This is a genomic window from Plantactinospora sp. DSM 117369, assembly GCF_053764795.1.
Genome location: NZ_CM132446.1, coordinates 5,128,867 through 5,154,680 on the forward strand (window position 1 = coordinate 5,128,867; position 25,814 = coordinate 5,154,680).

At 72.7% G+C, this 25,814-nt stretch carries 21 protein-coding genes and 1 pseudogene; 9 read left to right on the plus strand and 13 right to left on the minus strand.

Going from position 1 to position 25,814, the window contains the following annotated elements:
• The first annotated feature begins 242 nt into the window (after window positions 1–242).
• A complete protein-coding gene (locus tag ACSMXO_RS22350) occupies window positions 243–1,196 on the plus strand; it encodes a DUF3500 domain-containing protein (RefSeq protein WP_346263544.1) in 954 nt (317 codons plus the stop codon).
• 59 nt (window positions 1,197–1,255) lie between these two features.
• Here ACSMXO_RS22350 and ACSMXO_RS22355 read toward each other — a convergent pair whose 3' ends face one another.
• The 3 genes from ACSMXO_RS22355 to secA2 form a co-directional block, all read right to left on the minus strand.
• Window positions 1,256–1,762: a DUF2231 domain-containing protein gene (locus tag ACSMXO_RS22355; protein ID WP_346263543.1), complete on the minus strand. Its 507-nt coding sequence runs from the start codon at window positions 1,760–1,762 to the stop codon at window positions 1,256–1,258.
• A gap of 97 nt (window positions 1,763–1,859) precedes the next feature.
• Window positions 1,860–2,597, minus strand: a complete 738-nt coding sequence (locus tag ACSMXO_RS22360; protein WP_455419290.1) for a GAF and ANTAR domain-containing protein — start codon at window positions 2,595–2,597, stop codon at window positions 1,860–1,862.
• A gap of 244 nt (window positions 2,598–2,841) precedes the next feature.
• Window positions 2,842–5,136 (minus strand): accessory Sec system translocase SecA2, encoded by a 2,295-nt coding sequence (gene secA2, locus ACSMXO_RS22365; protein ID WP_346263542.1) that lies wholly within the window; start codon window positions 5,134–5,136, stop codon window positions 2,842–2,844.
• A 320-nt stretch (window positions 5,137–5,456) separates the two neighbouring features.
• On the opposite strand from secA2, the gene ACSMXO_RS22370 reads away from it, so the two are divergent.
• From ACSMXO_RS22370 to ctaD, 4 genes are all read left to right on the plus strand, one after another.
• Window positions 5,457–6,467 carry a glucosyl-3-phosphoglycerate synthase gene (locus ACSMXO_RS22370; protein WP_346263541.1) on the plus strand — a complete coding sequence of 337 codons (1,011 nt, stop codon included), beginning with the start codon at window positions 5,457–5,459 and terminating at the stop codon, window positions 6,465–6,467.
• Between the two features lie 76 nt (window positions 6,468–6,543).
• The gene (locus ACSMXO_RS22375; protein ID WP_346263540.1) at window positions 6,544–7,692 is read left to right on the plus strand and encodes a glycosyltransferase; all 1,149 of its coding nucleotides are present in this window, start codon (window positions 6,544–6,546) and stop codon (window positions 7,690–7,692) included.
• A gap of 111 nt (window positions 7,693–7,803) precedes the next feature.
• On the plus strand, window positions 7,804–8,259 hold the full coding sequence (locus ACSMXO_RS22380) for a DUF4383 domain-containing protein (protein ID WP_455413628.1): 456 nt from the start codon (window positions 7,804–7,806) through the stop codon (window positions 8,257–8,259).
• Between the two features lie 135 nt (window positions 8,260–8,394).
• Complete coding sequence (gene ctaD, locus ACSMXO_RS22385) at window positions 8,395–10,416, plus strand: aa3-type cytochrome oxidase subunit I (RefSeq protein WP_455413629.1); 2,022 nt, start codon at window positions 8,395–8,397, stop codon at window positions 10,414–10,416.
• A 36-nt stretch (window positions 10,417–10,452) separates the two neighbouring features.
• Here the strand turns inward: ctaD and ACSMXO_RS22390 are convergent, their stop codons facing one another.
• Together ACSMXO_RS22390 and ACSMXO_RS22395 are read right to left on the minus strand one after the other, a co-directional pair.
• The gene (locus ACSMXO_RS22390; RefSeq protein ID WP_346262735.1) at window positions 10,453–11,589 is read right to left on the minus strand and encodes a SigB/SigF/SigG family RNA polymerase sigma factor; all 1,137 of its coding nucleotides are present in this window, start codon (window positions 11,587–11,589) and stop codon (window positions 10,453–10,455) included.
• A gap of 226 nt (window positions 11,590–11,815) precedes the next feature.
• Window positions 11,816–13,219 (minus strand): hypothetical protein, encoded by a 1,404-nt coding sequence (locus ACSMXO_RS22395; protein ID WP_455419291.1) that lies wholly within the window; start codon window positions 13,217–13,219, stop codon window positions 11,816–11,818.
• Between the two features lie 198 nt (window positions 13,220–13,417).
• On the opposite strand from ACSMXO_RS22395, the gene ACSMXO_RS22400 reads away from it, so the two are divergent.
• Complete coding sequence (locus ACSMXO_RS22400) at window positions 13,418–13,873, plus strand: hypothetical protein (protein ID WP_346262736.1); 456 nt, start codon at window positions 13,418–13,420, stop codon at window positions 13,871–13,873.
• 119 nt (window positions 13,874–13,992) lie between these two features.
• Window positions 13,993–14,460: a hypothetical protein gene (locus tag ACSMXO_RS22405; protein WP_455413630.1), complete on the plus strand. Its 468-nt coding sequence runs from the start codon at window positions 13,993–13,995 to the stop codon at window positions 14,458–14,460.
• Between the two features lie 106 nt (window positions 14,461–14,566).
• On the opposite strand, the gene ACSMXO_RS22410 is transcribed toward ACSMXO_RS22405, so the two are convergent.
• The gene (locus ACSMXO_RS22410) at window positions 14,567–16,432 is read right to left on the minus strand and encodes a thiamine pyrophosphate-binding protein (protein WP_455413631.1); all 1,866 of its coding nucleotides are present in this window, start codon (window positions 16,430–16,432) and stop codon (window positions 14,567–14,569) included.
• Window positions 16,433–16,448: 16 nt separating this feature from the next.
• Entirely contained in the window at window positions 16,449–17,573 is a 1,125-nt protein-coding gene (locus tag ACSMXO_RS22415) for a baeRF2 domain-containing protein (RefSeq protein ID WP_346262739.1), read from the minus strand.
• A 215-nt stretch (window positions 17,574–17,788) separates the two neighbouring features.
• On the opposite strand from ACSMXO_RS22415, the gene ACSMXO_RS22420 reads away from it, so the two are divergent.
• Window positions 17,789–18,334, plus strand: a complete 546-nt coding sequence (locus tag ACSMXO_RS22420) for a hypothetical protein (protein ID WP_455413632.1) — start codon at window positions 17,789–17,791, stop codon at window positions 18,332–18,334.
• 18 nt (window positions 18,335–18,352) lie between these two features.
• On the opposite strand, the gene ACSMXO_RS22425 is transcribed toward ACSMXO_RS22420, so the two are convergent.
• Window positions 18,353–18,715 (minus strand): DUF3817 domain-containing protein, encoded by a 363-nt coding sequence (locus ACSMXO_RS22425; RefSeq protein ID WP_346262741.1) that lies wholly within the window; start codon window positions 18,713–18,715, stop codon window positions 18,353–18,355.
• Between the two features lie 310 nt (window positions 18,716–19,025).
• Here ACSMXO_RS22425 and ACSMXO_RS22430 point away from each other — a divergent pair.
• Window positions 19,026–19,838: pseudogene (locus tag ACSMXO_RS22430) on the plus strand (DMT family transporter); the annotation flags it as partial.
• 73 nt (window positions 19,839–19,911) lie between these two features.
• On the opposite strand, the gene ACSMXO_RS22435 reads toward ACSMXO_RS22430, so the two are convergent.
• The 5 genes from ACSMXO_RS22435 to ACSMXO_RS22455 form a co-directional block, all read right to left on the minus strand.
• Window positions 19,912–20,871 carry a PrsW family intramembrane metalloprotease gene (locus tag ACSMXO_RS22435; RefSeq protein WP_455413633.1) on the minus strand — a complete coding sequence of 320 codons (960 nt, stop codon included), beginning with the start codon at window positions 20,869–20,871 and terminating at the stop codon, window positions 19,912–19,914.
• A gap of 103 nt (window positions 20,872–20,974) precedes the next feature.
• Window positions 20,975–22,147, minus strand: coding sequence for a zinc-dependent alcohol dehydrogenase (locus tag ACSMXO_RS22440; protein ID WP_455413634.1), 1,173 nt, complete (start codon window positions 22,145–22,147; stop codon window positions 20,975–20,977).
• A gap of 29 nt (window positions 22,148–22,176) precedes the next feature.
• Window positions 22,177–23,121, minus strand: coding sequence for an SRPBCC family protein (locus ACSMXO_RS22445; protein ID WP_455413635.1), 945 nt, complete (start codon window positions 23,119–23,121; stop codon window positions 22,177–22,179).
• Between the two features lie 275 nt (window positions 23,122–23,396).
• On the minus strand, window positions 23,397–24,125 hold the full coding sequence (locus tag ACSMXO_RS22450) for an acetate uptake transporter family protein (protein WP_455413636.1): 729 nt from the start codon (window positions 24,123–24,125) through the stop codon (window positions 23,397–23,399).
• 201 nt (window positions 24,126–24,326) lie between these two features.
• Window positions 24,327–25,610, minus strand: coding sequence for a citrate synthase (locus ACSMXO_RS22455; protein WP_107259255.1), 1,284 nt, complete (start codon window positions 25,608–25,610; stop codon window positions 24,327–24,329).
• Window positions 25,611–25,814: the final 204 nt, after the last annotated feature.

Below are 25,814 nucleotides of genomic sequence, written 5' to 3' on the forward strand. Positions count from 1 at the left end.
GTGATCCCCATCACATTGTTAATGATCAAGGAACTTCCTCTGATCATGCTCCGACCAGGTGCGGTCCACAAGGCACCAACCCGGTCCACTGGCCGGGGACAAGCCAGGATGAGACAGCTCCAAACCGGACGGATCCCGGAGAGGGCGACGAGCAGTCCACAGGTTGCCGCACCGGATAGTCGACCTCGCCCGCACCGCGCGCCTGGCCGACGGGTCGCCGGGACAGCCGGTATACAGGGGCAATGCGCAACACGACCCTGGCCGGACAGATGCGGACGGCGGCCACCGCACTGCTGGACGCGCTACCGGGGCCGGCCCGGGCGCTGGCCGCCCGCCCGTTCGACGACGAGGCCGGCCGCCGTTGGATCGAGTACCGGCCACTGCCCCGGCCGGGTGCCTGCCTCGCCGACCTCGACCGGACCGGCCGCAAGGCGACGCACCGGCTGCTGGCCACCGCGCTGAGCCCGCACGCGTACGCCCAGGCGGCCACCGTCATGGCCCTGGAGGAGGTACTCGACCGGCAGGAGGACTGGCGGCGGGGCCGGCACAGCGACGACTACCGGATCGTGGTCTTCGGCGACCCGGCCCGGGACGACCACTGGTCCTGGCGGTTCGAGGGACACCACCTGTCGGTGACGATGACCGTCGCTGGCGACCGGGTCTCCCCCGCACCGCTCTTCCTCGGCGCCAACCCGGCGACGGTGAGCTACGGCGGCCGCCCGGTCAGCCGGCCGCTCGGGCCCGAGGAGGATCTCGCCCGGGCCCTACTCGACGCCGTCGGCCCGGACGGGCGCGGCGCGGCGGTCGTCGCCGACGAGGCACCCGCCGACATCCGCAGCGGCACCCGGGCGCGGTTCGACGGCCGGATCGAGCCGGTCGGGCTCCGGGCGGGCGGGCTCGGACCCACCGGCCGGGCGCTGCTCGACCAGCTCGTCGCGCTCTATCTCGACCGGCTCCCGCCCGACCTGGCCGGCCAGGAGGCGGCCCGGGTCCGCCGGGGTGACCTCTATTTCGCCTGGGAGGGCCCGACCAGGCCGGGCGGGCGGCACTACTACCGCGTCCAGGGCGAGGACCTGCTGATCGAGTACGACAACACCAGCGAGGACGGCAACCACGCGCACACTGTGCTGCGCCGCCCGCGCGGCGACTTCGGTGCCGATCTGCTCGCCGAACACCGGGCCACCGGCCACCCCTGAGACAGCGACGCGGAGCCGGGCCCCCCGTCGTCCGCTCCGACCACGGGTCGGCCGTCGAGTCAGCCGCCGCGGCGCCGGCCGAAACCGCCGGCCACCGAACTCGCCGGCGGGCCGAACCCGTCGAAGCTGGTCGGCTCACCGCGCCCCTGGTCGAACTGCCGGACCAGGCTGCCGCCGAGTCGTACCCCGACGGCGCCGAGCAGCAGTCCGAGCAGCTCGACCGCGACCAGCCCACCGCTCGCCCCGTGCTCCGGCTCAGCCGACCTGATCAGGCAGGCGAAGACGAAGAGCACCGCGACGGCGGCGTTCACCAGGTTGAAGACGATCGCGGTGCGCCGGGTCGGATCGCCCGGCACGTCCCACAGGTCGACCATGCCGGCCGCTGTCGCGAGCCCGCCCGCGACCAGCGCCGCGACCGCGGTCCAGTAGCCGACCAGCCCCAGGATCGCCGGGCCGCCGAGCACGTCGGCCAGGTCGAAGACCGTGGCGCAGACGAACAGCCCGAACGGAAAGGTCACCAGCATGGGCTGGATCGGATGTCCGTGCACCCGCAGGCGGCTCTGCATGGTGGCGCCTCCCCGGCTCGCTCTCGACCAGCCCCAGCGTGCTACCCCCGGGCCACCCCGCCGAAACGGGCCGCATCGCGTGGCCCACGCCGGACGGTCAGCCGTCGCGGCGCCGGGCCACCGAGCTGACCAGCCGCTCGGCGACGTCCCGGAGCGGGATGGCCAGCGCCGCCGAGGCGGACCGCAACACCCGTAGCGCCTCCGTGGCCGGACAGCCACGTTGAGTCATGATAACCCCGACCGCCTGATCGATGACCTGCCCTGCGCTAAGCCTCTCGTCGGGTTCGCCAGCCGAGCCGGTCTGCCGGGACCGGTCCCGCACCGCGCCGAGCAGCAGCCCCGCGTGTTCGGCCAGCAGCATCGCGGTGAGCTGCTGACTGGCGGTCAGCACTCCGGGCTCGCGGGCATACAGGTTGATCGAGCCGACCACGTGCTCGTCGACGTCCACCGGTACGGCGAGCACCCCGCGTACGCCGAGGGCCAGCGCGCGGCCGGTCCACGGCCGCCACCGGGTCTCGGTGCGCAGGTCCCCCGACCAGACCAGTTCCCGGGAGCGGATCGCCACCATCGCCGGCCCGTCCTGGCCGTGCCGGACGTCGTCGAGGTCGCCGAGTCGAGGCTCCGAGGCCGCGACCGAGGCGGGCGCCCCGGCCCGCAGCACGGTGACCCCGCACCAGGTCACTGCCGGAATGGCGTCCCGGACGGTACGTACCAGCCGGTCCAGCGCGGCGTCGAAGTCGTCGCTCGCGATCAGCCCGGCAGTCACCTCGCGGAGCAGGGCGGCGGTCTCCAGCACGCCCGGGGCTTCGGTCGACGGCTCCGTCGTCGTCCTCAGCCTCAGCACCGGTCCGAAACCCCCGCCACCACCGCGGCTGCCGCGGTACGTCCGGTTCGTGCCGTCGCCTGTCTCATGGTCGCCTCTCCCCCGCCGTTCCCGATCCCATGCCGGTACGGACCTGCGCTACTACCCGAGCGCCGGGTGGACAAACCACCCGTTCCAGGAAGAGAACGATCCCGCCCGTCCCGGGGTTGCCGTCAGGCTTCCGACGATCAACCCCGGGATCGCGGTGTGGTCCGGGTCAGCGCGAGCCGGAGCTGAGCCGGCGGCCGACGGCGGCGATCAGGCGGTCGAGTTCCGAGCCGAACGGGTTGTCGTGCACCAGGTAGGTCCAGGTGGCACTCGGTCGCGCCAACTCTCCCTCGCCCGGCTCCCAGTCCTCGTCGAACTCGTTCTCCTCGAAGGTCTCCACCGTACGGGTCTCGATCTCCGGCACCAGCGCGTTGAACGCCGGCACCGCCGACCGGTGGAACTCGTCGAGCGGGTCGAGCCGGCCGAGCGCCCGCAGGTGTACGCCCTCGCGCACCTCGGAGAGCTCGGCCAGGTGCTGGGCCCAGAGCCGGTCGAGGTGGTAGAGCGCGATCGACCGACCGACCTTGGAGAGGAGTTCCTCGTCCATCTCCTTGGCCCGGTCCGGGAAGCGCTCGGTCAGCATCTCCGCCGCCACCTCGGTGGTGAGCAGCCGCTCCCGGCGCTCGGACAGCGCCTTGCGCTGCTGCTCGATCACCACGCTGTACCGCCAGGTGTTGCGGTGGATCTCGTGGTTGACGCCCTCGGCGATCCGCTGGGCGTGCTCGACGGCGAAGTCGACCTGCTCGTCGGTGACCAGACCGTCGGCGTTCATCCGCGGCGACGGCGGGATCGCGTCCGGGGCGTGCCGGATGACCAGGTTGTCCTCGAGGCTGACGAAGAAGACCGAGCGACCGGGGTCGCCCTGCCGGCCGGCCCGGCCCCGGAGCTGGTCGTCGACCCGCCGGCTGTCGTGCCGGCCGCTGCCGATCACGAAGAGGCCGCCGAGCTCGGCGACCCGGTCCCGGTCGGCCTGGTCGCTGCCGCCGAGCCGGATGTCGACACCCCGGCCGGCCATCTGGGTGGAGACGGTCACCGCGCCGTACTTGCCGGCCTCGGCGATGATCGCCGCCTCCTCGGCGTCGTTCTTGGCGTTCAGCACCGTGCACGGCACCCCGGCCTCGCGCAGCGCCTCGGCGAGCCGCTCCGACTCCTGGACGTCCAGGGTGCCGATCAGCACCGGACGGCCGGTCTCGTGCTGCTCCTGGATCTCCTGGATCAGCGCCTCTTCCTTCTCACCCCGGGTGGCGTAGATCCGGTCCGGGTCGTCGATCCGGACGCAGGGGGTGTTCGGCGGGATCACCGCGACCTCGAGCGAGAAGAACTCCCGCAACTGGTCGCCGACCAGCACCGCCGTGGCGGTCATCCCGCAGACGGTCTGGTAGAGCGCGACGTACGCCTGCACGGTGATGGTGCCCAGCACCTCACCCTCGGCGGTGGCGTCCAGCCCCTCCTTCGCCTCCACGGCCGCCTGGAGCCCGTCCGGCCAGCGGCGGCGCTGGGCGACCCGGCCGCGCATCTCGTCGATCAGCTCGACCCCGTCGTTGCGGACGATGTAGTCGACGTCCCGGTGCAGCAGGGCGTGCGCGTGCAGGGCGACGTTGACCGCGGAGAGCTGCTCGACGTGCTCGTCGTCGTAGAGGTCCACACCGCCGAGCCGGGACTCGACCTCGGCCAGCCCGGCGTCGGTGAAGGCGACGCTGCGGCCGTCGTCGGCCACCGTGTAGTGCCGGCCGGCGCGCAGCCCACGGACCACCGCCGCGGCCTGGTGCACCGGGTCCTGCTCGCCCGGCACCGCGCCGGCCAGCACCATCGGCACCCGGGCCTCGTCGATCAGGATGGAGTCGGCCTCGTCCACGATCGCGGTGGTCAGCGGCGGCTGCACCCGGTCGTCGATGTCGGTGACGAGCTGGTCGCGGAGGAAGTCGAAACCGGCCTCGCTGACCGAGACGTAGGTGACGTCGCAGGCGTACGCCGCCTGGCGCTCCTCGCGGGTGGACGCCTCGGTCACCCAGCCGACACTCAGCCCGAGCAGCCGGTAGACCGGCTCCATCCACTCGGCGTCCCGGCGGGCCAGGTAGTCGTTGACGGTGAGCACGTGCACCGGCCCGTTGCCCCGCCGGACGTGCCCGTACGCGGCGATCGTCGCGGTCAGCGTCTTGCCCTCACCGGTGGCCATCTCGGCGACCTTGCCGGCGAGCAGCGACATGGCGCCGAGCAGCTGGACGTCGTACGGCCGCTGGTCGAGCCCGCGCCGGGCGGCCTCGCGGCCCACCGCGCAGATCTCGACGAAGTCCTCGGCCTTGCCGGCCGCCTCGGTCAGCTCGGCGTCGTCCAGCTCGGTGAGTTCCTCCTCGCGCGCCTCGATCGTGGGCAGCAGCTTCTCCAGCGGCGCCAGATCAACTGTGGTACCCGGACGCTGGAGGAAACGCCGGACCCTGGTCTTCAACCGTTGCGACACACCCATGACGGGCAACGGTACGCGAACTCTCCGGCAAAGTGCGGCCCGCCCGGCCGCGTGCCGGGTCCGCTCTCGGCCGGGCCGGTGGCCGGATGTCCGTACCGCCCGACGCCCTTCAGTCGGTCCGGAGTGCCGCCTTGCGGCGCGGAGGCCGAATTATGGGCGAGATGTGCCCGGATGGGCGGAATGCGAGCGGGGCTCCGGAGCCCTCCCCGGAGTGCTCCCGGACGGGTACCGGGACGGTTGATCCGGGACCGGCGGGGAAGGCTGTAGGGCTGCACCGGGCCCGGCCGGGCACCGGTCGAGGCAGTGGGGGAGGTCGTCCCATGCGGCGCTCGCGTACACCCGTGTCACCGGCGCTGGAGGCGTGGTCCACCCACCGTACCGGGGTGGCCGACCAGTGGACGCCGCGACAGCTCGCGTACCTGAAAGGGGACCGCACGGTCAGTGTGGTGATCCCGGCCCGGGACGAGGAGGCCACCGTCGGCGCGATCGTGGCGGCGATCCGGGCCTGCCTGGTCGAGCAGGTCGAGCTGGTCGACGAGGTGGTGGTGGTCGACTCCCGGTCCAGCGACCGGACCGCCGTGGTGGCTGCGGCGGCCGGGGCCCGGGTGGTCGGCCAGGACGAGATGACCCGGGGGCTGCCCCGGCTGGACGGCAAGGGGGACGCGCTCTGGGCCGGGCTGGCCGCGTCGACCGGGGACCTGGTCACCTTCGTCGACGCCGACCTGCGGGAGTTCCAGCCCCACTTCGTCACCGGACTGCTCGGCCCGCTGCTCACCGACCCGTCCGTCGCGTTCGTCAAGGGCTTCTACCATCGCCCGCTGGTCGGCACCAGCGGAGTGGAGGCGGAGGGCGGCGGCCGGGTGACCGAGCTGGTGGCCCGTCCGCTGTTCAACCTCTTCTGGCCGGAACTGGCCGGCTTCGTCCAGCCGCTGGCCGGGGAGTACGCCGGCCGGCGGGACGTCCTCGAACGGGTGCCCTTCGTCTCCGGTTACGGCGTCGAGACCGCGATGCTGATCGACCTGCTGGAGATGTGCGGCCTGGACGCCCTCGCCCAGGTCGACCTCGGCGAACGCCTGCACCGGCACCAGGACACCGAGGCGCTCGGCCGGATGTCCGGGCAGATCATGCACACCGTGTGGCAGCGGCTGTGCCGGCGGGGCCTGGTCGAGGAGACCGCGCCGCCGGGGAACCTGCTGGTGCAGTTCCGCCGGGACGGCAGCAGCGCACTACCCAACCTGGACCGGGAGATCGTGGTCAGCGACGTCTCCGTCCGGGAGCGTCCGCCACTGGTGGAACTCCGGCCGTCGTCGTCCCGGGGGGCGGCGGTATGACCGGGCATGCCGCTCCGGCCGGGCCGCGCCGCAGGACGGGGCATGCCCCTTCGGCCGGGCGGGCCGGGGAGGACAGATGGGCCTGACCGTGCTGATGAACGCCGGGCCGTGGCTTCCGGTGCCACCGCCCGGGTACGGCGGCATCGAGAACGTCGTCGCCACGCTGGTGCCGGAACTGCGCCGGCTCGGCGTACGGGTGGTGCTGGCCTCCACCGCCGACGCCACGCTGCCGGTCGACGAACTGCTGTCGGTCTTTCCCGACGGCCAGTTCGGGGCGCTGCAACGGCCGTACAACCAGGTCTGCGGGATCTCGCACGCGCACCTGTCCGGGGTGGTCCGGGCGCTGCGCGAACGGGACGACATCGACCTGGTGCACGACCACGTGGAGGCGGTCGGGTTGGCGGTGCTGACCGCGATGGGTCCTGGGGGCAGTCCGGCGCTGCACACCCTGCACTGGGACCTCGGCAAGCACCCGGACCTCTACGGCTATCTGGACGGCGGTGACCGGGTCCGGGTGAACGGCGTCTCGGCGGCGCAGCTCGCCCGGGCGCCGCAGGCGCTGCGCGACCACGCGGTCGGGCACGTGCACCTGGCCACCCCGCTGGCGGTGGACGCCGACCGCCGACCGCCGGCCGAGAAGTCCAACCACCTGGTGATCCTCGGCCGGATCACGCCGGGCAAGGGGCAGCACGTCGGGGCACGGCTCGCCCACCAGGCCGGGTTCGACCTGGTGCTGGCCGGACCGGTCGGGCCGTACCGGCAGCCCGAGGAACTGGCCTCCGCCGGGCCGGAGGCGGGACAGAACCCGGACGTACGGTACTGGCGCGAGCAGGTCGCCCCGCTGGTGGACGGCGACCGGGTGCGCTGGGTCGGGATGGTGGCCGGGACCGCCCGGGACGAGCTGGTGGCGGGCGCCCGGGCCAGCCTCTTCCCGCTGTGCTGGGAGGAACCCGGCGGCACGGCGGTGATCGAGTCACTGGCGCTCGGCACCCCGGTGCTGGCGATCGGCCGGGGCTGCCTGCCGGAGTTGATCGAGCACGGCCGGACGGGCCTGCTCGCCGACGACGAGGACGGGCTGGCCGACCTGGTGCGGGAGGCCGCCGGGCTGGACGAGCGGGACTGCCGCCGGGAGGCCAGCCGCCGGTTCACCCCGGCGACCATGGCCGAGCGGTATGTCGAACTGTACGAGCAGGTACGCCGGTCGGCCGCCGCCGCGCCGGGCTGACCCACGCGGGTCCGGTCCGGGCAGCGCCGGGGCAGGACGGTCCGGCGCCGGCATGGTGTCCCGGCACAGCGCGACCGGGGAGACGGACGACACACGGAAGGGTCCAGCGCAGTGCACAGAGCCAGTTCGACGGTGACCCGGCCGCACACCGGCCGGTCACCGGTGAGCACCGCCGCGGTCGGGGTCGCGGTCGCCTTCCTGGCGCTCGGCGTACTCGGCTTCATCCCGGAAATCACCAGCAACTACGACGAGCTGCGGCTGGCCGGACACGGGTCCGACGCCCGGCTCTTCGGGCTGTTCCAGGTCTCCCTGCTGCTCAACCTGGTATACCTGCTCACCGGGGTGGTCGGGCTGGCGCTGGCCCGGACGGCCACCGGAGCCCGTGGCTTCCTGATCGGCGCCGGCGCGGTCTACCTGGTCCTGGTGGTCTACGGCAGCGCGATCGAACAGGACAGCGCGGCGAACTTCCTGCCGGTCAACGGCGCGGACAACTGGCTGCACCTGGGCCTCGGCGTCGCCATGATCGCGCTCGCCACCCTGGGTGGCCGGCGCCGGCCCCGCCGCTGACCGGGCAGCAGTGCCGGTTTTCACCCATTAGAGGCAAAGAGAGCGGAAATTACTAGCCTGCCGGGTTTTGCCGTTGGAATACCGGGTAGCCGCCCCCTCGTCCTAGCTGCGAATCAGGTACGAGGTGAGCCGGGCATGCCGAAGCGGGTGGTCACCGATCCGGGGCAGGAGCGCGGGCCGCTGGTCCTGGCACCCGCCCGATCCGGCGGCTATCCGGGCCCGGTACGCAGGGCCATCCGGGGCAGCGCGCTGATCCGGCTGCTCGGCACCACCGACGCCAAGCAGATCGGCCTGCTCTACCTGGTCACCGGCTTCGGCTTCTTCCTCGTCGGCGGCGCCATGGCGATGCTGATGCGGGCCGAGCTGGGCCGCCCGGGGTTGCAGTTCCTCTCCACCGAGCAGTACAATCAGCTCTTCACCGCGCACGGCACGATCATGCTGCTGCTCTTCGCCACCCCGCTGGCGTTCGCGTTCGGCAACTACGTCGTGCCGTTGCAGATCGGCGCCCCGGACGTGTCCTTCCCCCGGCTCAACGCGCTGGCGTACTGGCTCTACCTGCTCGGTGGTTCGCTCGTGCTGCTCGGCTTCCTCACCCCGAACGGCTCGGCGGACTTCGGCTGGACCGCCTACACGCCGCTGAGCCGGGACCAGCACTCGCCGGGGATCGGCCCGGACATGTGGGTGATCGGCCTGGTCCTCTCCGGGCTCGGCACCATCCTCGGCGCGGTCAACCTGATCACCACCATCCTGACCCTGCGGGCGCCCGGGATGACCATGTTCCGGATGCCGATCTTCACCTGGAACATGCTCTTCACCGCCCTGCTGGTGGTGCTGGTCTTCCCGCTGCTCGCCGCCGCCCTGCTCGCGCTCTACGCGGACCGGCGGATGGGTGCGCACGTCTACGACCCGGTCAGCGCCGGGCCGCTGCTCTGGCAGCACCTGTTCTGGTTCTTCGGCCATCCCGAGGTCTACATCGTGGCGCTGCCGTTCTTCGGCATCATCACCGAGGTCATCCCGGTCTTCAGCCGCAAGCCGATCTTCGGCTACAAGGGCCTGGTCGCCGCGACCATCGCGATCACGATCCTCTCGATGACCGTCTGGGCGCACCACATGTTCGGCACCGGCCAGGTGCTGCTGCCGTTCTTCAGTTGGCTGAGCTATCTGATCGCCGTACCGACCGGGGTGAAGTTCTTCAACTGGATCGGGACGATGTGGAAGGGGCAGTTGACCTTCGAGACGCCGATGCTCTTCTCGGTCGGGTTCCTGGTCACCTTCCTCTTCGGCGGGCTCACCGGGGTGCTGCTGGCCAGCCCGCCGGTGGACTTCCACACCACCGACACCTACTTCGTCGTCGGCCACTTCCACTACGTACTCTTCGGCACCATCGTCTTCGCCGCCTTCGCCGGGGTCTACTTCTGGTTCCCCAAGATGACCGGCCGGCTCCTCGACGAACGCCTCGGCCGGGTGCACTTCTGGACGATGTTCCTCGGCTTCCACGGCACCTTCCTGGTGCACCACTGGCTCGGCAACGAGGGCATGCCCCGCCGGTACGCCGACTACCTGCCCACCGACGGCTTCACCGTGTTGAACACCGTCTCCACGATCAGCTCGTTCGTGCTCGGCTTCTCCACGCTGTTCTTCATGTACAACGTCTGGAAGTCGTGGCGGTTCGGCCGGATGGTCGACGTCGACGACCCCTGGGGGTTCGGCAACTCGCTGGAGTGGTCGACCAGTTGCCCGCCGCCGCTGCGCAACTTCGACCGGATGCCCCGGATCCGGTCCGAGCGGCCCGCCTTCGACGACAAGTACGGTCCGCTCGTCGCCGACCTCGGCCGCGACCTGCCACAGCGGTCCACCCGACCGCCGCAGGAGGTCCGCGACGAACTGCGGCACGAGGAGCGCCACCCGGAGGCCGAGGTGCCCGCCCTGGAGGGGGCGCACGGCGCCGAGGCCGCGGTCGCGCACCACCCACCGGCCCGGTCCGGTGCCCGCCCGATCGAGGTGCCGGAGCCCGACGAGGTACGCCGGCCGGCGTTCGAGCCGAGCCAACCCGACGAACGTGTCGACGACGCCGCCCGGGGCGGCCCGGAGAGCCCGCGGTGGCGGACCGGACGGACCCGTGGCGACGACCAACCGGACGAGGAGGACGGCCGATGACGACGAGCGGCGTGCCGGCGGGTCCCGGGGCGCCGGTCAGTCCGCGGGCAGCGCGACCAGGCCGGCGGCGCTGAGCGAATGCTGGACCACGGGTTGCGCCCGAGCCAGCCGCCACCGGACCCCGGCCCGGTGTGCGGCGTCCCGCCCGGCGACCAGGGCGGCCAGCGCCGGTCCGTCCAGCTTCGCCACGTCGGTCAGGTCGATCGCCACCTCCGACGGATGCCGGTCGGCGACCGCCTCGACCACCGCCTGGCGCAACTGCTCGGCGGTGTCCCGGTCGATCTCCCCGGTCACCTCGACCACCACCCGCTCCCCCACCTGGCGCACCGAGAGCCGGGCCGGCTGGCCGCCGGCCTCGGCCCCGCCGGCCTGCCACGGCGACGGCGAGTCGGCGAGCATCGCCTGCCGCAGCCAGGTGAGCGCCCGGGAGAGCAGCCGGGAGACGTGCATCTGCGAGATGCCGAACCGGGCGGCGATCTCGGCCTGGGTCTGGTTGCCGTAGAACCGCATGGCGAGGATCCGCCGCTCCCGCCAGGGCAGCCGGCCGAGCAGCCCACTGACCGTCACCCGGTCGTCCACCGACTCCAGGTCGGTGTCGGACTCACCGACGAGGTCACCGAACTCCGCCGAACTCTCCCCGCCGACCGGCGCGTTCAGCGAGGCGGGACTGTAGCCGGCCGCCGACTCCAGCGCCGCGAGGATCTCCTCCTCCGGCGTCTCCAGCCGGGCGGCCAGCTCGGCCACGCTGGGCGAGCGGGACAGCTCGCTGGTCAACGCCGCCGTCGCCTGGCCGACCTCCAGGATCAGGTCGCGCAGCCGCCGGGGCACGTGCACTCCCCAGGTCCGGTCCCGGAAGTGCCGTTTGATCTCGCCGACGATGGTGATCGCGGCGTACGCGGTGAACGAGCCGCGTTCCGGGTCGTACCGGTCGACCGCGTTCACCAGGCCCAACCGGGCCACCTGTTCCAGGTCCTCCAGCGGTTCACCCCGGCCCCGGTAGCGCCGGGCCAACCTGCCGGCGAACGGCAGCGCGAACCGGACGAGGTCGTCCCGGGCCTCCTGCCGGCGTTCCGGCGGCAGGCCGGCGATTCTCGCCGCGTACGCCAAGGCGGCCGCGTCCAGGTCCTCCAGCCCACGCTCAGCCGGTGGTGTGGTGGTGATCTGTCCGAACATCCGCGCCTCCCTCAGGAAGGTCCCCCGCCCGGGATGCGAATCCGGTCATCGGTGCCGTACGGAACGGCACCGCGCCGGAAGCGAACAAGTACCGAAACTGAACGGATGAACGCCCGCACACTCCGCTGCGCAGCGCGATTGACCAGTAGCGTCAGCGTTCTTCCCGCCCTGTAGGTACTCAATCACGGGACGTGACTTCCGCGAGGAGGTTTTGCGATCAGGCGGATCAGCAGACCAGCAGCCCCTGCGGGGTACCGCTGGCCCGCAGCCCGGCCAGCGCCTCCACCACCCGCAGCGGCGCGGGTGCCGGCAGGTCGTAGGGCTGGTTCCGGAGTACCTCGGTGGCGTGCCGGGTGGCGACCGAGGTCACCGGATAGCCCCGGGCGGCGACCCGGTCCACCGCCCGGCGGAGGCGCCCGAACGAGGCCACCGCGAGCCACTGCGGCAGCCCGGCCAGCGCCGGCGAGCGCAGCCCGGGCGGCTCCGGGAGTACGTCCAGCGAGCTGAACGGTGTGCTGCCGGCCAGCCACCACTCCGCACCGGTCACGCTGCGCGCCGTGGCGTTCTCGCACCAGTACGGCACCAGCCCGGCCCGGACCACCTGCCACGGGTCGATCAGCCGCCCGCACTCCACCACGCACCGGTCGCCGCTCTTACCGGCCCCGCGCAGCCAGCTCCGGTACACGTCCGCGGCGGCGGCACTCAACGCGTCCGGGCCGGGGAAGAGCACCCGGTGCAGCGGGCTGCCGGCCCCGCGTACCCAGTCCAGCAGGCTGGTCTCGAAACCGGGCTCGACGCCCTGTTCGGCGTACCCGGGACGGCCGCCCTCCGGCGCGTCCCAGCTCGCCCCGTCACCGCCGGCCCCGTGCAGCACCTGCCCGAGCAGTTCGCTGCCGGCCCGGAAGTCGGCCGGCTCCAGCCCGCTGGCCGGGCCGCCGAGCTGGAAGCTGTGCCCGTCACCGGAGTCGAACACCGGCCAGGTACGCACATCGCGCAGCAGCAGCACCGGAGCGCCCGGCGCCAGCCGGCTGCCGAGGAACTCCCGGTACGCCTCCGGCAGCGTGTGCCAGCGGACCACCAGGGACACCGTCGAGCCGGCCAGTACGCCCCGACCGGCCGGATCGTGCACCTGCCGCACCCGTACCCCCGGATTGCCCCCGATCAGCCGGGCCGCGATCCGAGCACCGTACGCCGACGCCTCGACCGGTCTGTCCACCCGGCCGCCCGGCCACTGCACCGCCACGTCGAAACCGGCCGGCAGCCACGGCACCCCCATCGCGGTGGCCAGGTGGACCGCCCCGCCGTGCGGCGAGCCGATCACGACACCGGGATACCAGCGCGGCGGATAGTGCCCAACCATCCACCGGGCCACCCAGCCGGCGTCGAGTGCCCCGGCCTGCTCGGCGGTGAGCGCGGTGCGGGTGGCGGCCCGGGCCAGCGCGGAGCGGCGTACCGCCTCCGGCGCGCCCCGGAAGCGCGACAGCAGGGGGTGGTACCCGAGGTCCGCGCAGTCCCGGCCGCGGACCCCGCGGGACGCCACGGCCAGCAGCACCCGTCCGGTGCTCTCCGGCGACACGATGCGGTCCGGCCCCGGGAGCCCGGACCCGCCCGCGGCCAGCCACTCCTGCATCTCCCGCACCGGGCTCACCTCCCTCGTCCGCGCTGCCCGGGCCTTCCCGTCCCGATCGCGTCTAAACGGGCGGTCAGCAACCTCTCGGGCGCAATTCGGGGGACGGCCGGTTATGTCCGGCCGCAGCGCCTCCGGCCCGCCACGCCCGGGTGCGGGCCGAGTTGCCCCGGGCGGGCCGGAGCCGGATGATCCAGGGCTGTGACGCAGTTGAGTTTCGGGCCAGCCGGCGGCCCCCGGTACGCCAGCTACTTCGCGATCGCCGTCGTCCCGTTCGCCCTGGTCGTGGCGGGGATGGCCGGCTGGCAGGCGGCGTCGGGCGAGGGGCTTCGGCCGCTCGCGCTGGCGACCCTGGTGACCAGCTTGGCCGGTCTGCTGGTGGCGGTCGGCCTGCTGCTGGCGGAACGGCGGAGCCGGGCCGGACGGTCGGCGGGCCCGGACGGGATCCGCACCGGGCGGCAGAGCGTGCTCGCCTGGACCCGGGTCGGCAAGCTGAGCCTGCACAGCGGGGCCGGCGACCAGCGCCTGCTGGCGGCCTGGCCGACCGGGGCGCGCACCCCGGTCTGGCTCGGTTCGGTGGACCGGGCCGACGTACCGGCCGAGGAGGCGATCCGGCTGGTCGAGCAGTGGTCCGGTCGACAGGTCGAGCGCGCCTGATCCGGCCGTGGCCCCGGATCCGCACTCCGCCCACTACTATCACCGGGACATCCGATCCGGCCGTCACCGATGCCGACGGCCGCTACCAGGTCACCGGCCTCGGCCCCTACGCCTGGCCGTTGTTCTTCAACCGCAACGGATTCGGGCAGTGGTCGGGCGGGGTACCCAACCGCTACCAGGCCACCGCCACCACGGTCACGGCCGGCAGCACCAGCAACTACGACATGTCCATGCGGCCCGGGACCGAGGTGCGGGGAACGTTCACCAACCAGGACGGCCGCCCCTTCGACTCGGGCTGGGTGCTGGTGCACAACAACGTCACCGGCGACATCATCGGGATGACCTGGATGACCGACGGCCAGTACGGCCTGCGGGTACTACCCAGACAGCCGATCCACCTCAGCTACAACGTCTCCGACGACCAGCGGTCCTACGACGGCCCGTACGTGCCTTGCTCCGCCACCGACCCGACCACGTCAGCGGGGCAGAACGCCGCTGCGGCCCGCAACCGACAGCCGGAGCCCGCCGTGTTCAAGGTACCGACGACCGGCACCCTGACCGTCGACATCGTGCTCTGCACCACCTGACGACCCCCGGAGACCAGCCTGAGGGGCCGGCCGCACACGCAGCCGGCCCCTCAGCAGAGGCATCTGTCCGCGCTTCTGACCAAGGTGCCCGGCCGTTGGGCGGGTGTCAGACCAGGTCGGCGCCGTTGGCGGCGCGTTCGGCGAGGGTCTGGGCGCGGCTCCGGACCGCCGTGCCGGCCCCCTCCTCGACCCCGCCGGCCGTCAGGCCACGGAGGTCGGCGAAGGGCTGTTCCGGTGCGTCCAGCGGGATCGACGGGTCGACCACCGCCTCGATCAGGGTGGGCCGGTCGGCGGCGATCGCCTCCTCCCAGGCCGGCCCGATCTGGTCCGGCCGGTAGACCCCGATGCCGTGCAACCCGAGCAGCCGGGCCCAGCCGGCGTACGGGATGTCCCCGGCGCGTACCGCCTCGGGTGACGGCATCCCGGGCGCCGCCGGCCGGTCCAGGTCCGGCCAAGGGGCCTGGACCTCCCCGGTGTCCGGCCCCCGCTCCGGCTCGCCGCCCCGGCCGGCCCGGTCCTCGTTGTTGAGCACCAGCACCACCAGCCGGGGATCCGGCCACTCCGGCCAGTGCTGGGCCACGGTGATCAGCTCGGCCAGTCCGCCGGACTGCATCGCGCCGTCGCCGAGCAGCACGAAGACCGGCCGGTCCGGCCGGGCGAACTTGGCCGCGACGGCGTACGGCACCGCCGAACCGACCGAGGCCAGCGTGCCGCAGAGGTGTGCCCGTACTCCGAGCGGAAGTTGCAGGTGCCGGGCGTACCAGTAGGTCACCGACCCGACGTCGACCGCGACCGAGGCGTCGGCCGGCAGTCGCGGCGAGAGTTCCCGGAGCACCAGGCGGGGGTTCACCCGCGCGGTCGGCTCCTCGGCCCGGGCGTCGCACTCGGTCCGGGCCCGGTCGACGGCTCCCTCGATCATGTCGCGCCAGTCCCGGTTGCGCCGCTGCGGCACCCGGGACAGCAGCGCCCGCAGCGTCTCCCGGGCGTCGCCGATCAGCGGGATGTCGATCGGATACCGGCTGGCCAGCCGGCTGCCGTCGATGTCGATCTGCACCGCCGTGGCCTGCCCCGGCACCGGGTAGTAGCCGGTCCACGGGTCGTTGGTGCCGATCATCAGCAGGGTGTCGCAGCCGGCCATCAGCTGCGCGCTGGCCGCCGTGCCGACCTGGCCCAGCACGCCCGTGTGGTAGGGCAGCCGCTCGTCCAGCACCGGCTTGCCCAGCAGCGAGGTCGCCACTCCGGCGTCGAGCCGGTCGGCCAGCTCGACGATCTCGTCGGCGGCACCGTAGCCGCCCTGGCCGACCAGGATCGCGACCCGCCGCCCCGCGCCGAGCAGTTGGGCGGCGGCGTTCAGGTCCTCGTCGTGCGGCACCACCCGGGCCGGCGGCAGGCCGGGCGCCGAGGCGAGCACGCCACCGCCGTCGGGGTGCGGCAACCCGTCGGGTACGGCCTGTCCGAGCAGGTCGTGCGGCACCACCAGGCAGGTCGGGCTCCGGGTCGAGACGGCGGTACGGATCGCCTGGTCGACCAGGTAGGGCACCTGTTCCGGCACCGCGGCGGTACGCAGGAACTGGGCGCAGACGTCGCTGAACAGCCGGGGCAGCTCGATCTCCTGGTACGCGCTGCCCAGCGCGCTGTACGTCTGCTGCCCGATGATCGCGACCAGCGGCTTGCTGTCCAGCTTGGCGTCGTAGAGGCCGCCGAGCAGGTGCAGCGCGCCCGGTCCCTGGGTGGCCAGGCACACTCCGACCGTGCCGGTGTACTTGGCGTGCCCGGCCGCCATGAATCCGGCCGCCTCCGGCTGCCGGGACGGTACGAAGCCCGGATCGCCGCCGGCCCGGCGCAGCGCCTCGACGATCAGCGCCACCCCCTCACCGGGTTGCCCGAACACCCGGGGCACCCGCCAGGCCCGCAGCCGTTCGACCAGCAGGTCGGCGATGGTCCGGTCCGCCGTCGCCGTACTCGTCCGCACCGTCGACCGCCCCGGGTCAGCCATTGCGACCCGCCGGGGTGCTGGCGTCGACGTAGCGGAGGACCGCGCCTACCCCGTCGGTGAGGTCGGGCGCCTGCTCGGGGCCGAGCACCGTGACTCCGGCGTCGGTGCCGACCAGCGCGCGGACCAGGGCCGCGTCGGCGCGTACCCGCAGCGGCTGCGCGACGGACATCGCCCGGAGTTCGTCCGGACCGGTGGCGATCTCGGTCGGCTCCGGGCCGATCCAGAGTTCCTCCGTCGAGGAGGGGTCGTCCACGATCAGCATCGTGTCCACCTGGCTGCGTTGCAGGGCGGTCACCACGGCGTCCAGGCCGGCGCCGACGTCGCGCTGCATGCCGAACTTGTCCATCGCCACGTTGGTGTGCGCGGCGGCGACCTCGGCGATGGCCTGCACGGTGACGTCGTCCAGGGCGGTCTGGTCGGCGCCGGCGGCCGGGAAGCCGGCGTCGGTCTGCACCACCCGGTCCTGCCAGAACTCCGGAAGCTGTGCGGCGAGCAGTTGCCGGGCCCGGGTGTCCCCGGCGACCACGATCACCTCGGCGCCGACCCGCTCGGCCAGCGCGGCGGTGGCCGAGGCGGCGTCCTCGGCGTTGCGCCGCCAGGACGTGATCGCGTCCCGCTGGTAGTGCGAATGGTTCCAGCCGCCCCGCTGGACCCGGCGGAGCGGAAACTGGTTGCCGCCCTTGACGTGCGCGTGCCGGGGTACCCCGCCGGCGCTCACCGCGGCCACGTCCGCGCCGGTGCGGCTGGCCAGGACCCGGACCCAGGGCACCTGCTCGCGGCGCTGGGCGACCAGCGGCATGGTGTGCGCGACCGGCCCGTGTGCGGCGATGTCCTTGCGCGGCGGTGCGGTGAGGTACTCGGTGAGCACCACCTCGCCGCCGGTGGCGAACGCGGCGAGTCCGTAGTCGCCGGGCGTCGGGTCGTGCCCCCGGATCACGGCGTCGAGGGCCGCCACGTCGCGCGGGTCGGTCCGCTGCTCCGCGAGCCGTTCCTGGAGGGCCCGCCAGCGTAGGTCGAGCGCCGGATGGGCGTCGTGGGTGTCCCGGGAGGCGTCCAGGTAGACCGACGTCCACGGGCCGGGATGGGCACAGATCGGACGCAGGAAGGACAGCTGCATGGGTCGTCCCCTCTCCAAGGTCGTGCCGGGGTTACCCACGCCGGTCGGCTTGTCACCTGAGCGCCCCGCCGGGAACCACCGGCCGTCCGGTACCGCCCCCAGCAGCCACGAGTGAGCGGATCGTCACATTACGTGAAACTGATTCACTCATTGCGGGTTCATTCGCCATGATCGATACCATTTGTACTCGGGAGCGGACTCTCGGTGGTGAACGCATGGACGGTGAACTGTTTCCCGAACGGGTCGCCTGGCGTCCCGGACCGGTCATCACCGGTCACGTCGTACGGCTGATGGAGGGTTACTCCCGGGAGATCCGGGTCGGGCAGCCTGTCCTGGTCGCCGTACTCGGCACGGCGGCGGTGGTCCGGGTGGCGCTGCTGCTGCTCGCCTCGGTGCTCCGGGCCGGTGCCGGTGCGGGCGCCAGACGGAAGTGGAAGGAACTGCGCAAGGGGCCGGAGTTCCTGGTGACCCCGCTGAGGCTGCGGGACGGCAGCGGTGTGCTCTGCGAGATGGAGATCCACGGACACCTGCCGCAGAGCGCGCTGGAGCCGGCGGACCACGTCCAGGTGACCGTACGCTCACAGCAGGATGCCGGGCTCGCACCTCGGGTGGAGCGGATCGTCAACCTCACCACCGGACAACTACTCACGCCGCGTACCCCGACCATCTGGTCACACCTCGGGCCGGCGCTGCTGCTCCAGGCCGCGATCGGTCTGCTGCTGATCGGCGCGTTCGTCGCCTGGCTCGCGCTGGGACGCTAGGGCAGCACCCCGGACCGGTCAGGGTCGGGCCGCGTCCTCCAGCGGCCGGTCGGCTCCGGCCGGCTCCCCCGCACCGGTGACCGGGCCGGCGGAGGGGACGGTCAACAGGCCACGGCGGCGGGCCCACCGCTCGAAGCCGAGGGTGGCGAACGGCGGTACCGCGCAGACCAGCGCGACGCCGACGGTCAGCCAGCGCCACCGGCCGAGCCGGGCCACCAGCAGGACCAGCCCGACGTACGCGAGGAAGAGTCCACCGTGCACCGGGCCGAAGATCTGCACGCCGATCTCGTTGCCGGGCGGGCCGTACTTGACCGCCATCCCGACCAACAGGGCCAGCCAGGAGATCGCCTCGGCGACCGCCGCCAGCACGAACAGCCTCACCGCCGTACGGTGCATCCGCTCCCCTCCCGCTGGTCCGCCCCGGCGATCCCGCCAGCCGGCCGCTTGAGATCCGGTCCGGCTGACAGCTTAGGCGACGCCGCCGCCCCGGCTGTCCGGACCGTCCTCCTCACCGGAGCGGCACCGCTCGCGTGGAGGAGGATCTCCCCCTCCCGGGTGAACCGGGCGGAGCCCTTCTACGCCCAGCGGCGTACGGGTGATGCCCACCACGGGGGGACGCCAGGAGAGCGGTCACGGAGGATCATGAGGTCATGACGATTCATGGTCCCGGGGGCCGGCCGTGATCGCACTGGTGCTGGCGATCGTCCTGTCGGTGGCTTCGGCAGCGGCGTACGCGGGCGCGGCGGTGCTACAGGAGCGGCTCGCCGCCCAGGCCGGACCGACGGGGGACGCAGGGCGGGGCTATCTCGGCACCGTCCTGCGCCGGTCCGGCTGGTGGCTGTCGGTGGCGGGCAACGGCGCGGGCGCCGCCCTGCATGTCGCCGCGCTGGCGTACGGGCCGCTCTCGGTGGTGCAGCCGCTGGGCGTACTCACCCTGGTGCTCGCGCTGCCGATCGCGGCGGCCGCCATCGGTCGCCGGGCGTCGGCCCGGCAGTGGTCCGGGGCCGCCGCCACGGTGGCCGGCCTGGTGCTGCTGCTCGCGCTGACGCTGCCCGGGGCGGGCGAGCACGACCTCCTGCCCGGGCAGGGCTGGGCGCTGGCCGGGGTGGCGACCGCCCTGGTGGCCGCGCTGGTACTGGCCGGCCGGGCGAGCCGGTCGGCGCTGCCGCGCAGCCTGCTCACCGCCACCGCGGCAGGGATCGCCTTCGCGGTGGCCTCCGCGCTCACCCAACTCGTCTCCGGACTCGTCACCGACGGCGGCGCGGTGTTCTCCACCGCCGGCCTGGCGGTGGCGGTGGCCGGGATGGCCGCGGCCGGGCTGCTGCTGTCCCAGGTCGCCTACCGGGGCGCCGGGCTGGGCGCACCGCTGGCCACCGTCACGCTGGCCAACCCGGTCGCCTCGGCCGCCATCGCCGTGCTGCTGCTCGGGGAACGGACCGCGGGCGGCTACTGGGGCGGCCTGGCCGCGGTGGTCGGTGCCGGCCTGGCCGCCTGGGGCGTGCTGCGACTCGCCTCGGCCGACCAGCTCGCGCCGCGCCGTCGGCGGTCACGGCCGGGGCGCCGGGGTCCGGCGCGGCTCAGGGGCGCAGTGCCGGTGCCCTGCCCGAGCCGGTCGGCACCCGCCAGCCGCTCGTCGGTCGCCCCGGTCCGTGCCGGGCGGACCGCCACAGCACCACCAGCCAGACGACCCCGATCACGGCGACGAGCGCCAGCCCAAGCCCTTCCAGCGCCGGCATCAACACCGCCTGGACCGGGGTCGGCTGGCCCAGCGAACCGTCCAGGGTGAGCTGGCCGCGCGCGTCGGTGAAGAACAGGGTCAGGTAGAACGCGATCGTGTGCATCGCGTCCCAGAGCGCGTGCAGGATCGCCACACCCAGATAGGCGAAGAGCAGCCGCAGACCGACCACGAAGTGGTCCCGGCCGCTCGGCGCGAAGAGCACACCGCCGAGAATGGCGGTCCACAACCCGTGCCCGACCGGCGCCACCAGGCCGCGCAGGATCTCGGTCTGCACCACCTGCACCACCGACAGGCCCTGCACGGTGAAGAGCGCGATGAAGGCGTACCCGGCGGACTCCAGCGCGGAGAAGCCGAAGCCGACCGCGGCACCGAGGATCATCCCGTCCCGGATGGTCTTGGCTCTCAACCGCCGGGTCAGCAGCGCCAGCGCGGCCAGCTTGGCGGCCTCCTCGATCAGCCCGACCCCCAGGAAGAGCAGCACCGACGGGCGCAACAGGTACGACTCCAGCACGGCCGAGGCGAGGATCCCGAGTACGCCACCGGCGAGGAAGGTGCCGAAGACTCCGCTGACGGTGACCTCGCCGGTGTCCCGGCGCTGGAACGCCCAGGCCACGAAGGTCACCGGCACCAGGAAGCTGCCGAGCAGCACCAGGGTGGGCAGCAGGGTCGGGTTCCCGGTGAGGAAGATGACCACCACCGTGGCGATCCAGAGCGCCAGGCCGACCAGGAAGATCCGCAGCCACTGGCGGCGCGGCGTGACCGGCACCGCCGCCGTCCACTGCCTGCCGACGCCGTCCATCACGCCTCCGCACGGTCCGTCGCGCCCCGGTGGCCAATCCGGGGCTGGACCCGGGGCGTACCCGCTGCGGGTGGGGTCGAACGTGCCAGGACGGCGCCGCGGCTCAGGTCTTGAGTACGACCTTGACGCACTCATCCGCCTTCTGCCGAAACATCTCGAAGCCGATCGGCGCGTCCTCCAGCCGCAGCCGGTGGGTGATGACGAAGCTCGGATCGACCTCGCCACGGCGGATCCGGTCCAGCAGCATCCGGGTGTAGCGCTGCACGTGGCACTGCCCGCTGCGCAGCGTCAGCGACCTGTTCATCAGCGAACCGATCGGGAACTTGTCGACGAAGCCCGCGTACGCCCCGATCACCGAGACCGTACCGCCGTTGCGACAGCTCACGATCGCCTGGCGCAGCGCGTGCGGCCGGTCGGTCTCCAGCCGGGCCGACTGCTTGACCCGGTCGTACCCGGACAGCACCGCCGACGAGTGGTGCCCCTCCATGCCGACCGCGTCGATGCAGGCGTCCGGGCCCCGGCCGCCGGTCATCTCGCGCAGCGCCTCGACCACGTCGACCTCGTCGTAGTTCAACGGCTCCGCGCCGGCCCGCTCCTGCGCCATCCGCAGCCGGTACGGATACCGGTCGATCGCGATCACCCGCTCGGCGCCGAGCAGATACGCGCTGCGCATCGCCAGCAGGCCCACTGCACCGGCGCCCCAGACCGCGACGACCTCGCCACCGGTGAGCCCGCACATCTCGGCACCCATGTAACCGGTCGGGAAGATGTCGGAGAGGAAGAGCACCTTCTCGTCGGGCAGGTCGTCGGGGACCTTCAGCGGTCCGACGTCGGCGAAGGGCACCCGAGCGTACTCGGCCTGGCCGCCGGCATACCCGCCGAGCATGTGCGAGTAGCCGAAGAGGCCACCCGGCGAGTGCCCGAGCAGCTTCTCCGCGAGCCCGGCGTTGGGGTTGGAGTTCTCGCAGAGCGAGTAGAACCCGGTCTGACAGGCCCGGCAGTTGCCGCAGGCGATCGGGAACGGCACCACCACCCGGTCGCCGATCCGCAGGTTGCCGACCTCCGGCCCGACCTCGACCACCTCGCCCATGAACTCGTGGCCGAGGATGTCGCCGTGCTTCATCGTCGGGATGTACCCGTGGAAGAGGTGCAGGTCGGAGCCGCAGATGGCGGTACTGGTGACCCGTACGACGGCGTCCCGGGCGTTCAGGATCCGCGGCTCGGGCACCTCCGCCACCCGGACGCTCTCCCGGCCCTGCCAGCAGTTCGCCTTCATGCACCACCTCCGGTCTGCACGTGGTCGCCTCAGCCGGACGCGCGCCCGGCCCGGGGCCGCGCCGGCTGCTGGAGTACCTGCTGCGGGGTGGCCAGCCCGGCCGGGCTGCCGTCCGACCGGACGACCTCCCCGGTCTCGATGACCTGCTTGAACCGGCGCAGGTCGTCCCGGATCTGCTGCCCGGGTTCCTCGCCGAAGAGCGCTGCGACGGCCCGGCCCACCGCCCCGCCCGGGGGTGCGTACGCCAGGTCGACCCGGACCTCGGTGCCCCGGCCGCCGGCCGCGCGGGTGAACCGGACCCGCCCCGCGTTGGGTACCCGGGCGCCACGCGTCGAACGCCAGGTGATCATCTCGCTCAGGTTGTCCTCGACCAGCTCGGCGTCCCACTCGATCCGGCGACCGCCCGGGCCCCGGACGGTCCAGTGTGACCGCCCGTCCCCGTCGGAGCGGACCGACTCCACGTGGTACATGAACCGGGGCAGGTTCTCGAAGTCCCGCCAGAACCGGTAGACCTCGTCGGCCGGCCGGTTGACGGTGACGGTGGCGCTGGCCCGCAACGTCCGGCGCCGTGCCCCGGCGGAGCGCCCGCTCCGCAGCGCGGCCAGCATGTCGACGGCGGTGATCCCGGCGACGGCGCCCAGGGTCGCGGCGACCCGCTGGCGGTGTTCGCCGCGCCGGCGCGGCAGCGCCCGGGCGAGCAGCAGCAGGTCCAGCAGATCCCCGGCGACCCGGACCCAGGCCCAGCCGGCCGGCCGGCGGGCGAACAGCAGCCCGGGGACCGGCAGCAGTTCCCGGGCACCCATCGCGCGCAGGACGACGGACGGGGCCGGCATCGGGCCGTCCATCCCGATCAGCCTGCCGACCTGGTGCGGCGCCGCGAGCGCCGCGACACCGAGGCCGAGGCTCAGCAGGCCGAGCGCGCGTGGCAGGAGTTGGCCGTCGCCGTCGGGCATGTCCAGCGTTCCGTCGGGCATGTCCAGCGGTGCTCCCCGCATCGTTCCCCCGTTCACCGCCGCCCGTTCACCGCCGCCTGGCCGTCGTCGCCTGGCCGTCATCGCCAGCCGTCGTCGCGGACGCCGCGCACCATCACGCTATCGGGCCGAACCCGAACAACCGTCGCAAGGCGCCAAACCGGCCGCACCGGACCACGCGGACGGCCGGGGTGGGCACCGGGAGCGGACGGGCTCCGGCCTGTCGTCCGGAACCCGTCCGTGCAGCGCGTCGGCCGGCTCCGTCGCCGGCCGGTCGGCTACTGGCCGACCTTGATGCCGGGCTCGCCCGCCATGAACTGGATGACCTGGCGCGGCTCCCGGCCCGGGACGTTCGGGCCGCGCAGCTTGCCGATCGGCAGGATGACCCGCCGGAAGGTGCCCTCCAGCATCATCGCCGTCGCGGTGTACCAGCCGACCGCCGCGGAGGCGATCAGGATGTAGGCACCGGCGGTACGCCAGGGCGAGATGTCGGCAATCTGGCCCACGGCCAGACAGGTGGCTCCGGCGGCGAGGCTCGCCAGCACCAGGGTCAGCCCGATGTTCTCGGCCAGCGCGGCGAACGCCCCGGACCAGGTGATCGCGGCGAGCGCGGCGAACCAGAACCCGAGCGCCACGAACGGGGTCGGCTGGACCAGTACGCCGGTCGCGATCAGCAGATAGAGGATCCCGTAGGAGAGCCAGAACGCGCCCCAGATGCCGTGCATGGCGGTGGCCAGCCCGTCACGCGCCCGGTACGCCCACATCCCGGCGAGGAACTGCGCGAGCCCGCCCAGCATCGCGGCGAACGGGAAGAGGAAGGTCTGGGTGGTGGTGTTGCCGTACCAGCCGGCGAGGTTCGTGGCGACGACGAAGGTGGCGGCCGCGTAACCGAAGAGTCCCAGGATCGATGGCGCGGCCACCGGCTGCAGGGAGATCTGCGCGTGGTTACGCCAGAATTCGAACTCACCATCATGACTGGGTTGCGCCGAACGTGACATATGGGTCATCACAGGCTCCTTCTACGCAGCGGTTCGCACCGCTTTGACGCGGTCGGGCACGTGGCCACCGCCGACTACCCGATGCGAGAGCCATTACACGGAAGGTCGACTTCGTCCGCCGCCGGGCGGCCCAGGAACAAAACCGGCCGCCGACGCGCACGGTACGCGTCGACGGCCGGTGAACGACCGGGCCCTACGGCCTGGGATGGATCAGCGCTTCTCGACCGGTACGTAGTCCCGCTCGGCGGCGCCGGTGTAGAGCTGCCGGGGGCGGCCGATCTTGGTCTCCGGGTCCGAGATCATCTCGCGCCACTGCGCGATCCAGCCGGGCAGCCGGCCGAGCGCGAAGAGCACGGTGAACATCTTGGTCGGGAAGCCCATCGCCTTGTAGATCAGGCCGGTGTAGAAGTCGACGTTCGGGTAGAGCCGGCGGGACACGAAGTAGTCGTCGGCGAGGGCGATCTCCTCCAACTGCATCGCCAGGTCCAGCAGCGGGTCCGGCTTGTTCATCCGGGCCAGTACGTCCTGGGCGGCCTGCTTCACGATGGCGGCCCGCGGGTCGTAGTTCTTGTAGACCCGGTGCCCGAAGCCCATCAGCTTGACGCCCGGCTCCTTGTCCTTCACCCGCCGGACGAAGCCTGGCACGTCACCGCCGCTGGCCCTGATGTCGTCGAGCATCTCCAGCACCGCCTGGTTGGCGCCGCCGTGCAGCGGGCCGAACAGCGCGTTCACCCCGGCGGAGACCGAGGCGAAGAGGTTCGCCTGGCTCGAACCGACCAGCCGGACCGTGGAGGTGGAGCAGTTCTGCTCGTGGTCGGCGTGCAGCACCAGGAGCATGTCGAGCACCCGGGCCACGACCGGGTCGACCTCGTACGGCTCCGCCGGCACGCCGAAGGTCATCCGGAGGAAGTTCTCGACGTACCCGAGCGAGTTGTCCGGGTAGAGCATCGCCTGCCCGATCGACTTCTTGTACGCGTACGACGCGATTGTCGGCACCTTGGCCATCAGCCGCACGGTGGAGATCTCCACGTGCTCCCGGTCGAACGGGTCGAGGCTGTCCTGGTAGAAGGTGGAGATGGCGCTCACCGCGGAGGAGAGCACGGCCATCGGGTGCGCGTCCCGGGGGAAACCGTCGAAGAAGCGCCGCATCTCCTCGTGCAGCAGCGAGTGCCGCCGGATCCACTCGTCGAACTCGGCGAGCTGCTGCGTGGTGGGCAGCTCGCCGTAGATCAGCAGGTACGACACCTCCAGGAAGGAGGACTTCTCGGCCAACTGCTCGATCGGGTAACCCCGGTAACGCAGGATGCCCGCGTCGCCGTCGATGTAGGTGATCCCCGAGGAGCAGGCCGCGGTGTTGACGAATCCGGGGTCGTAGGTGACGTACCCCGTCTCTTTCAACAGGTTGCCCGTGGCGATGCCGGCTGGGCCGTCGACCGCGGGCTTGACCGGTATCGACAGCTGGCCGCCCGGGTGGTCGAGTTTGACATCCGTCATGTGATCCTCGCTTCGCCGGCAGAATCTACGTTGAATTGCCTTCACTTTTTACGGTAATCGTGCAGGGTAGCCGAGAACCTCGGGTGGTCGACCGGTGAGTGATGGATCACGCTGGTCACACGTTTGCCGTCGGGAAGAAACCTGCTAGCCGCTGCGCCGGCGCCGACGTCGCGTCCGGGCACGCGATGGCCGCGATCATGGGGG

Excerpts from the sequence above, each read along its gene's own strand:
- ACSMXO_RS22450 (WP_455413636.1), bottom strand. The coding sequence starts at position 24,125 with ATGACCCATATGTCACGTTCGGCGCAACCCAGTCATGATGGTGAGTTC.
- ACSMXO_RS22375 (WP_346263540.1), top strand. The coding sequence starts at position 6,544 with ATGGGCCTGACCGTGCTGATGAACGCCGGGCCGTGGCTTCCGGTGCCA.
- ACSMXO_RS22420 (WP_455413632.1), top strand. The coding sequence starts at position 17,789 with ATGGACGGTGAACTGTTTCCCGAACGGGTCGCCTGGCGTCCCGGACCG.
- ACSMXO_RS22355 (WP_346263543.1), bottom strand. The coding sequence starts at position 1,762 with ATGCAGAGCCGCCTGCGGGTGCACGGACATCCGATCCAGCCCATGCTG.
- ACSMXO_RS22435 (WP_455413633.1), bottom strand. The coding sequence starts at position 20,871 with ATGGACGGCGTCGGCAGGCAGTGGACGGCGGCGGTGCCGGTCACGCCG.
- ACSMXO_RS22350 (WP_346263544.1), top strand. The coding sequence starts at position 243 with ATGCGCAACACGACCCTGGCCGGACAGATGCGGACGGCGGCCACCGCA.
- ACSMXO_RS22415 (WP_346262739.1), bottom strand. The coding sequence starts at position 17,573 with ATGCAGCTGTCCTTCCTGCGTCCGATCTGTGCCCATCCCGGCCCGTGG.
- ACSMXO_RS22395 (WP_455419291.1), bottom strand. The coding sequence starts at position 13,219 with ATGCAGGAGTGGCTGGCCGCGGGCGGGTCCGGGCTCCCGGGGCCGGAC.
- secA2 (WP_346263542.1), bottom strand. The coding sequence starts at position 5,136 with ATGGGTGTGTCGCAACGGTTGAAGACCAGGGTCCGGCGTTTCCTCCAG.
- ACSMXO_RS22445 (WP_455413635.1), bottom strand. The coding sequence starts at position 23,121 with ATGCCCGACGGAACGCTGGACATGCCCGACGGCGACGGCCAACTCCTG.
- ctaD (WP_455413629.1), top strand. The coding sequence starts at position 8,395 with ATGCCGAAGCGGGTGGTCACCGATCCGGGGCAGGAGCGCGGGCCGCTG.
- ACSMXO_RS22390 (WP_346262735.1), bottom strand. The coding sequence starts at position 11,589 with ATGTTCGGACAGATCACCACCACACCACCGGCTGAGCGTGGGCTGGAG.
- ACSMXO_RS22455 (WP_107259255.1), bottom strand. The coding sequence starts at position 25,610 with ATGACGGATGTCAAACTCGACCACCCGGGCGGCCAGCTGTCGATACCG.
- ACSMXO_RS22370 (WP_346263541.1), top strand. The coding sequence starts at position 5,457 with ATGCGGCGCTCGCGTACACCCGTGTCACCGGCGCTGGAGGCGTGGTCC.
- ACSMXO_RS22440 (WP_455413634.1), bottom strand. The coding sequence starts at position 22,147 with ATGAAGGCGAACTGCTGGCAGGGCCGGGAGAGCGTCCGGGTGGCGGAG.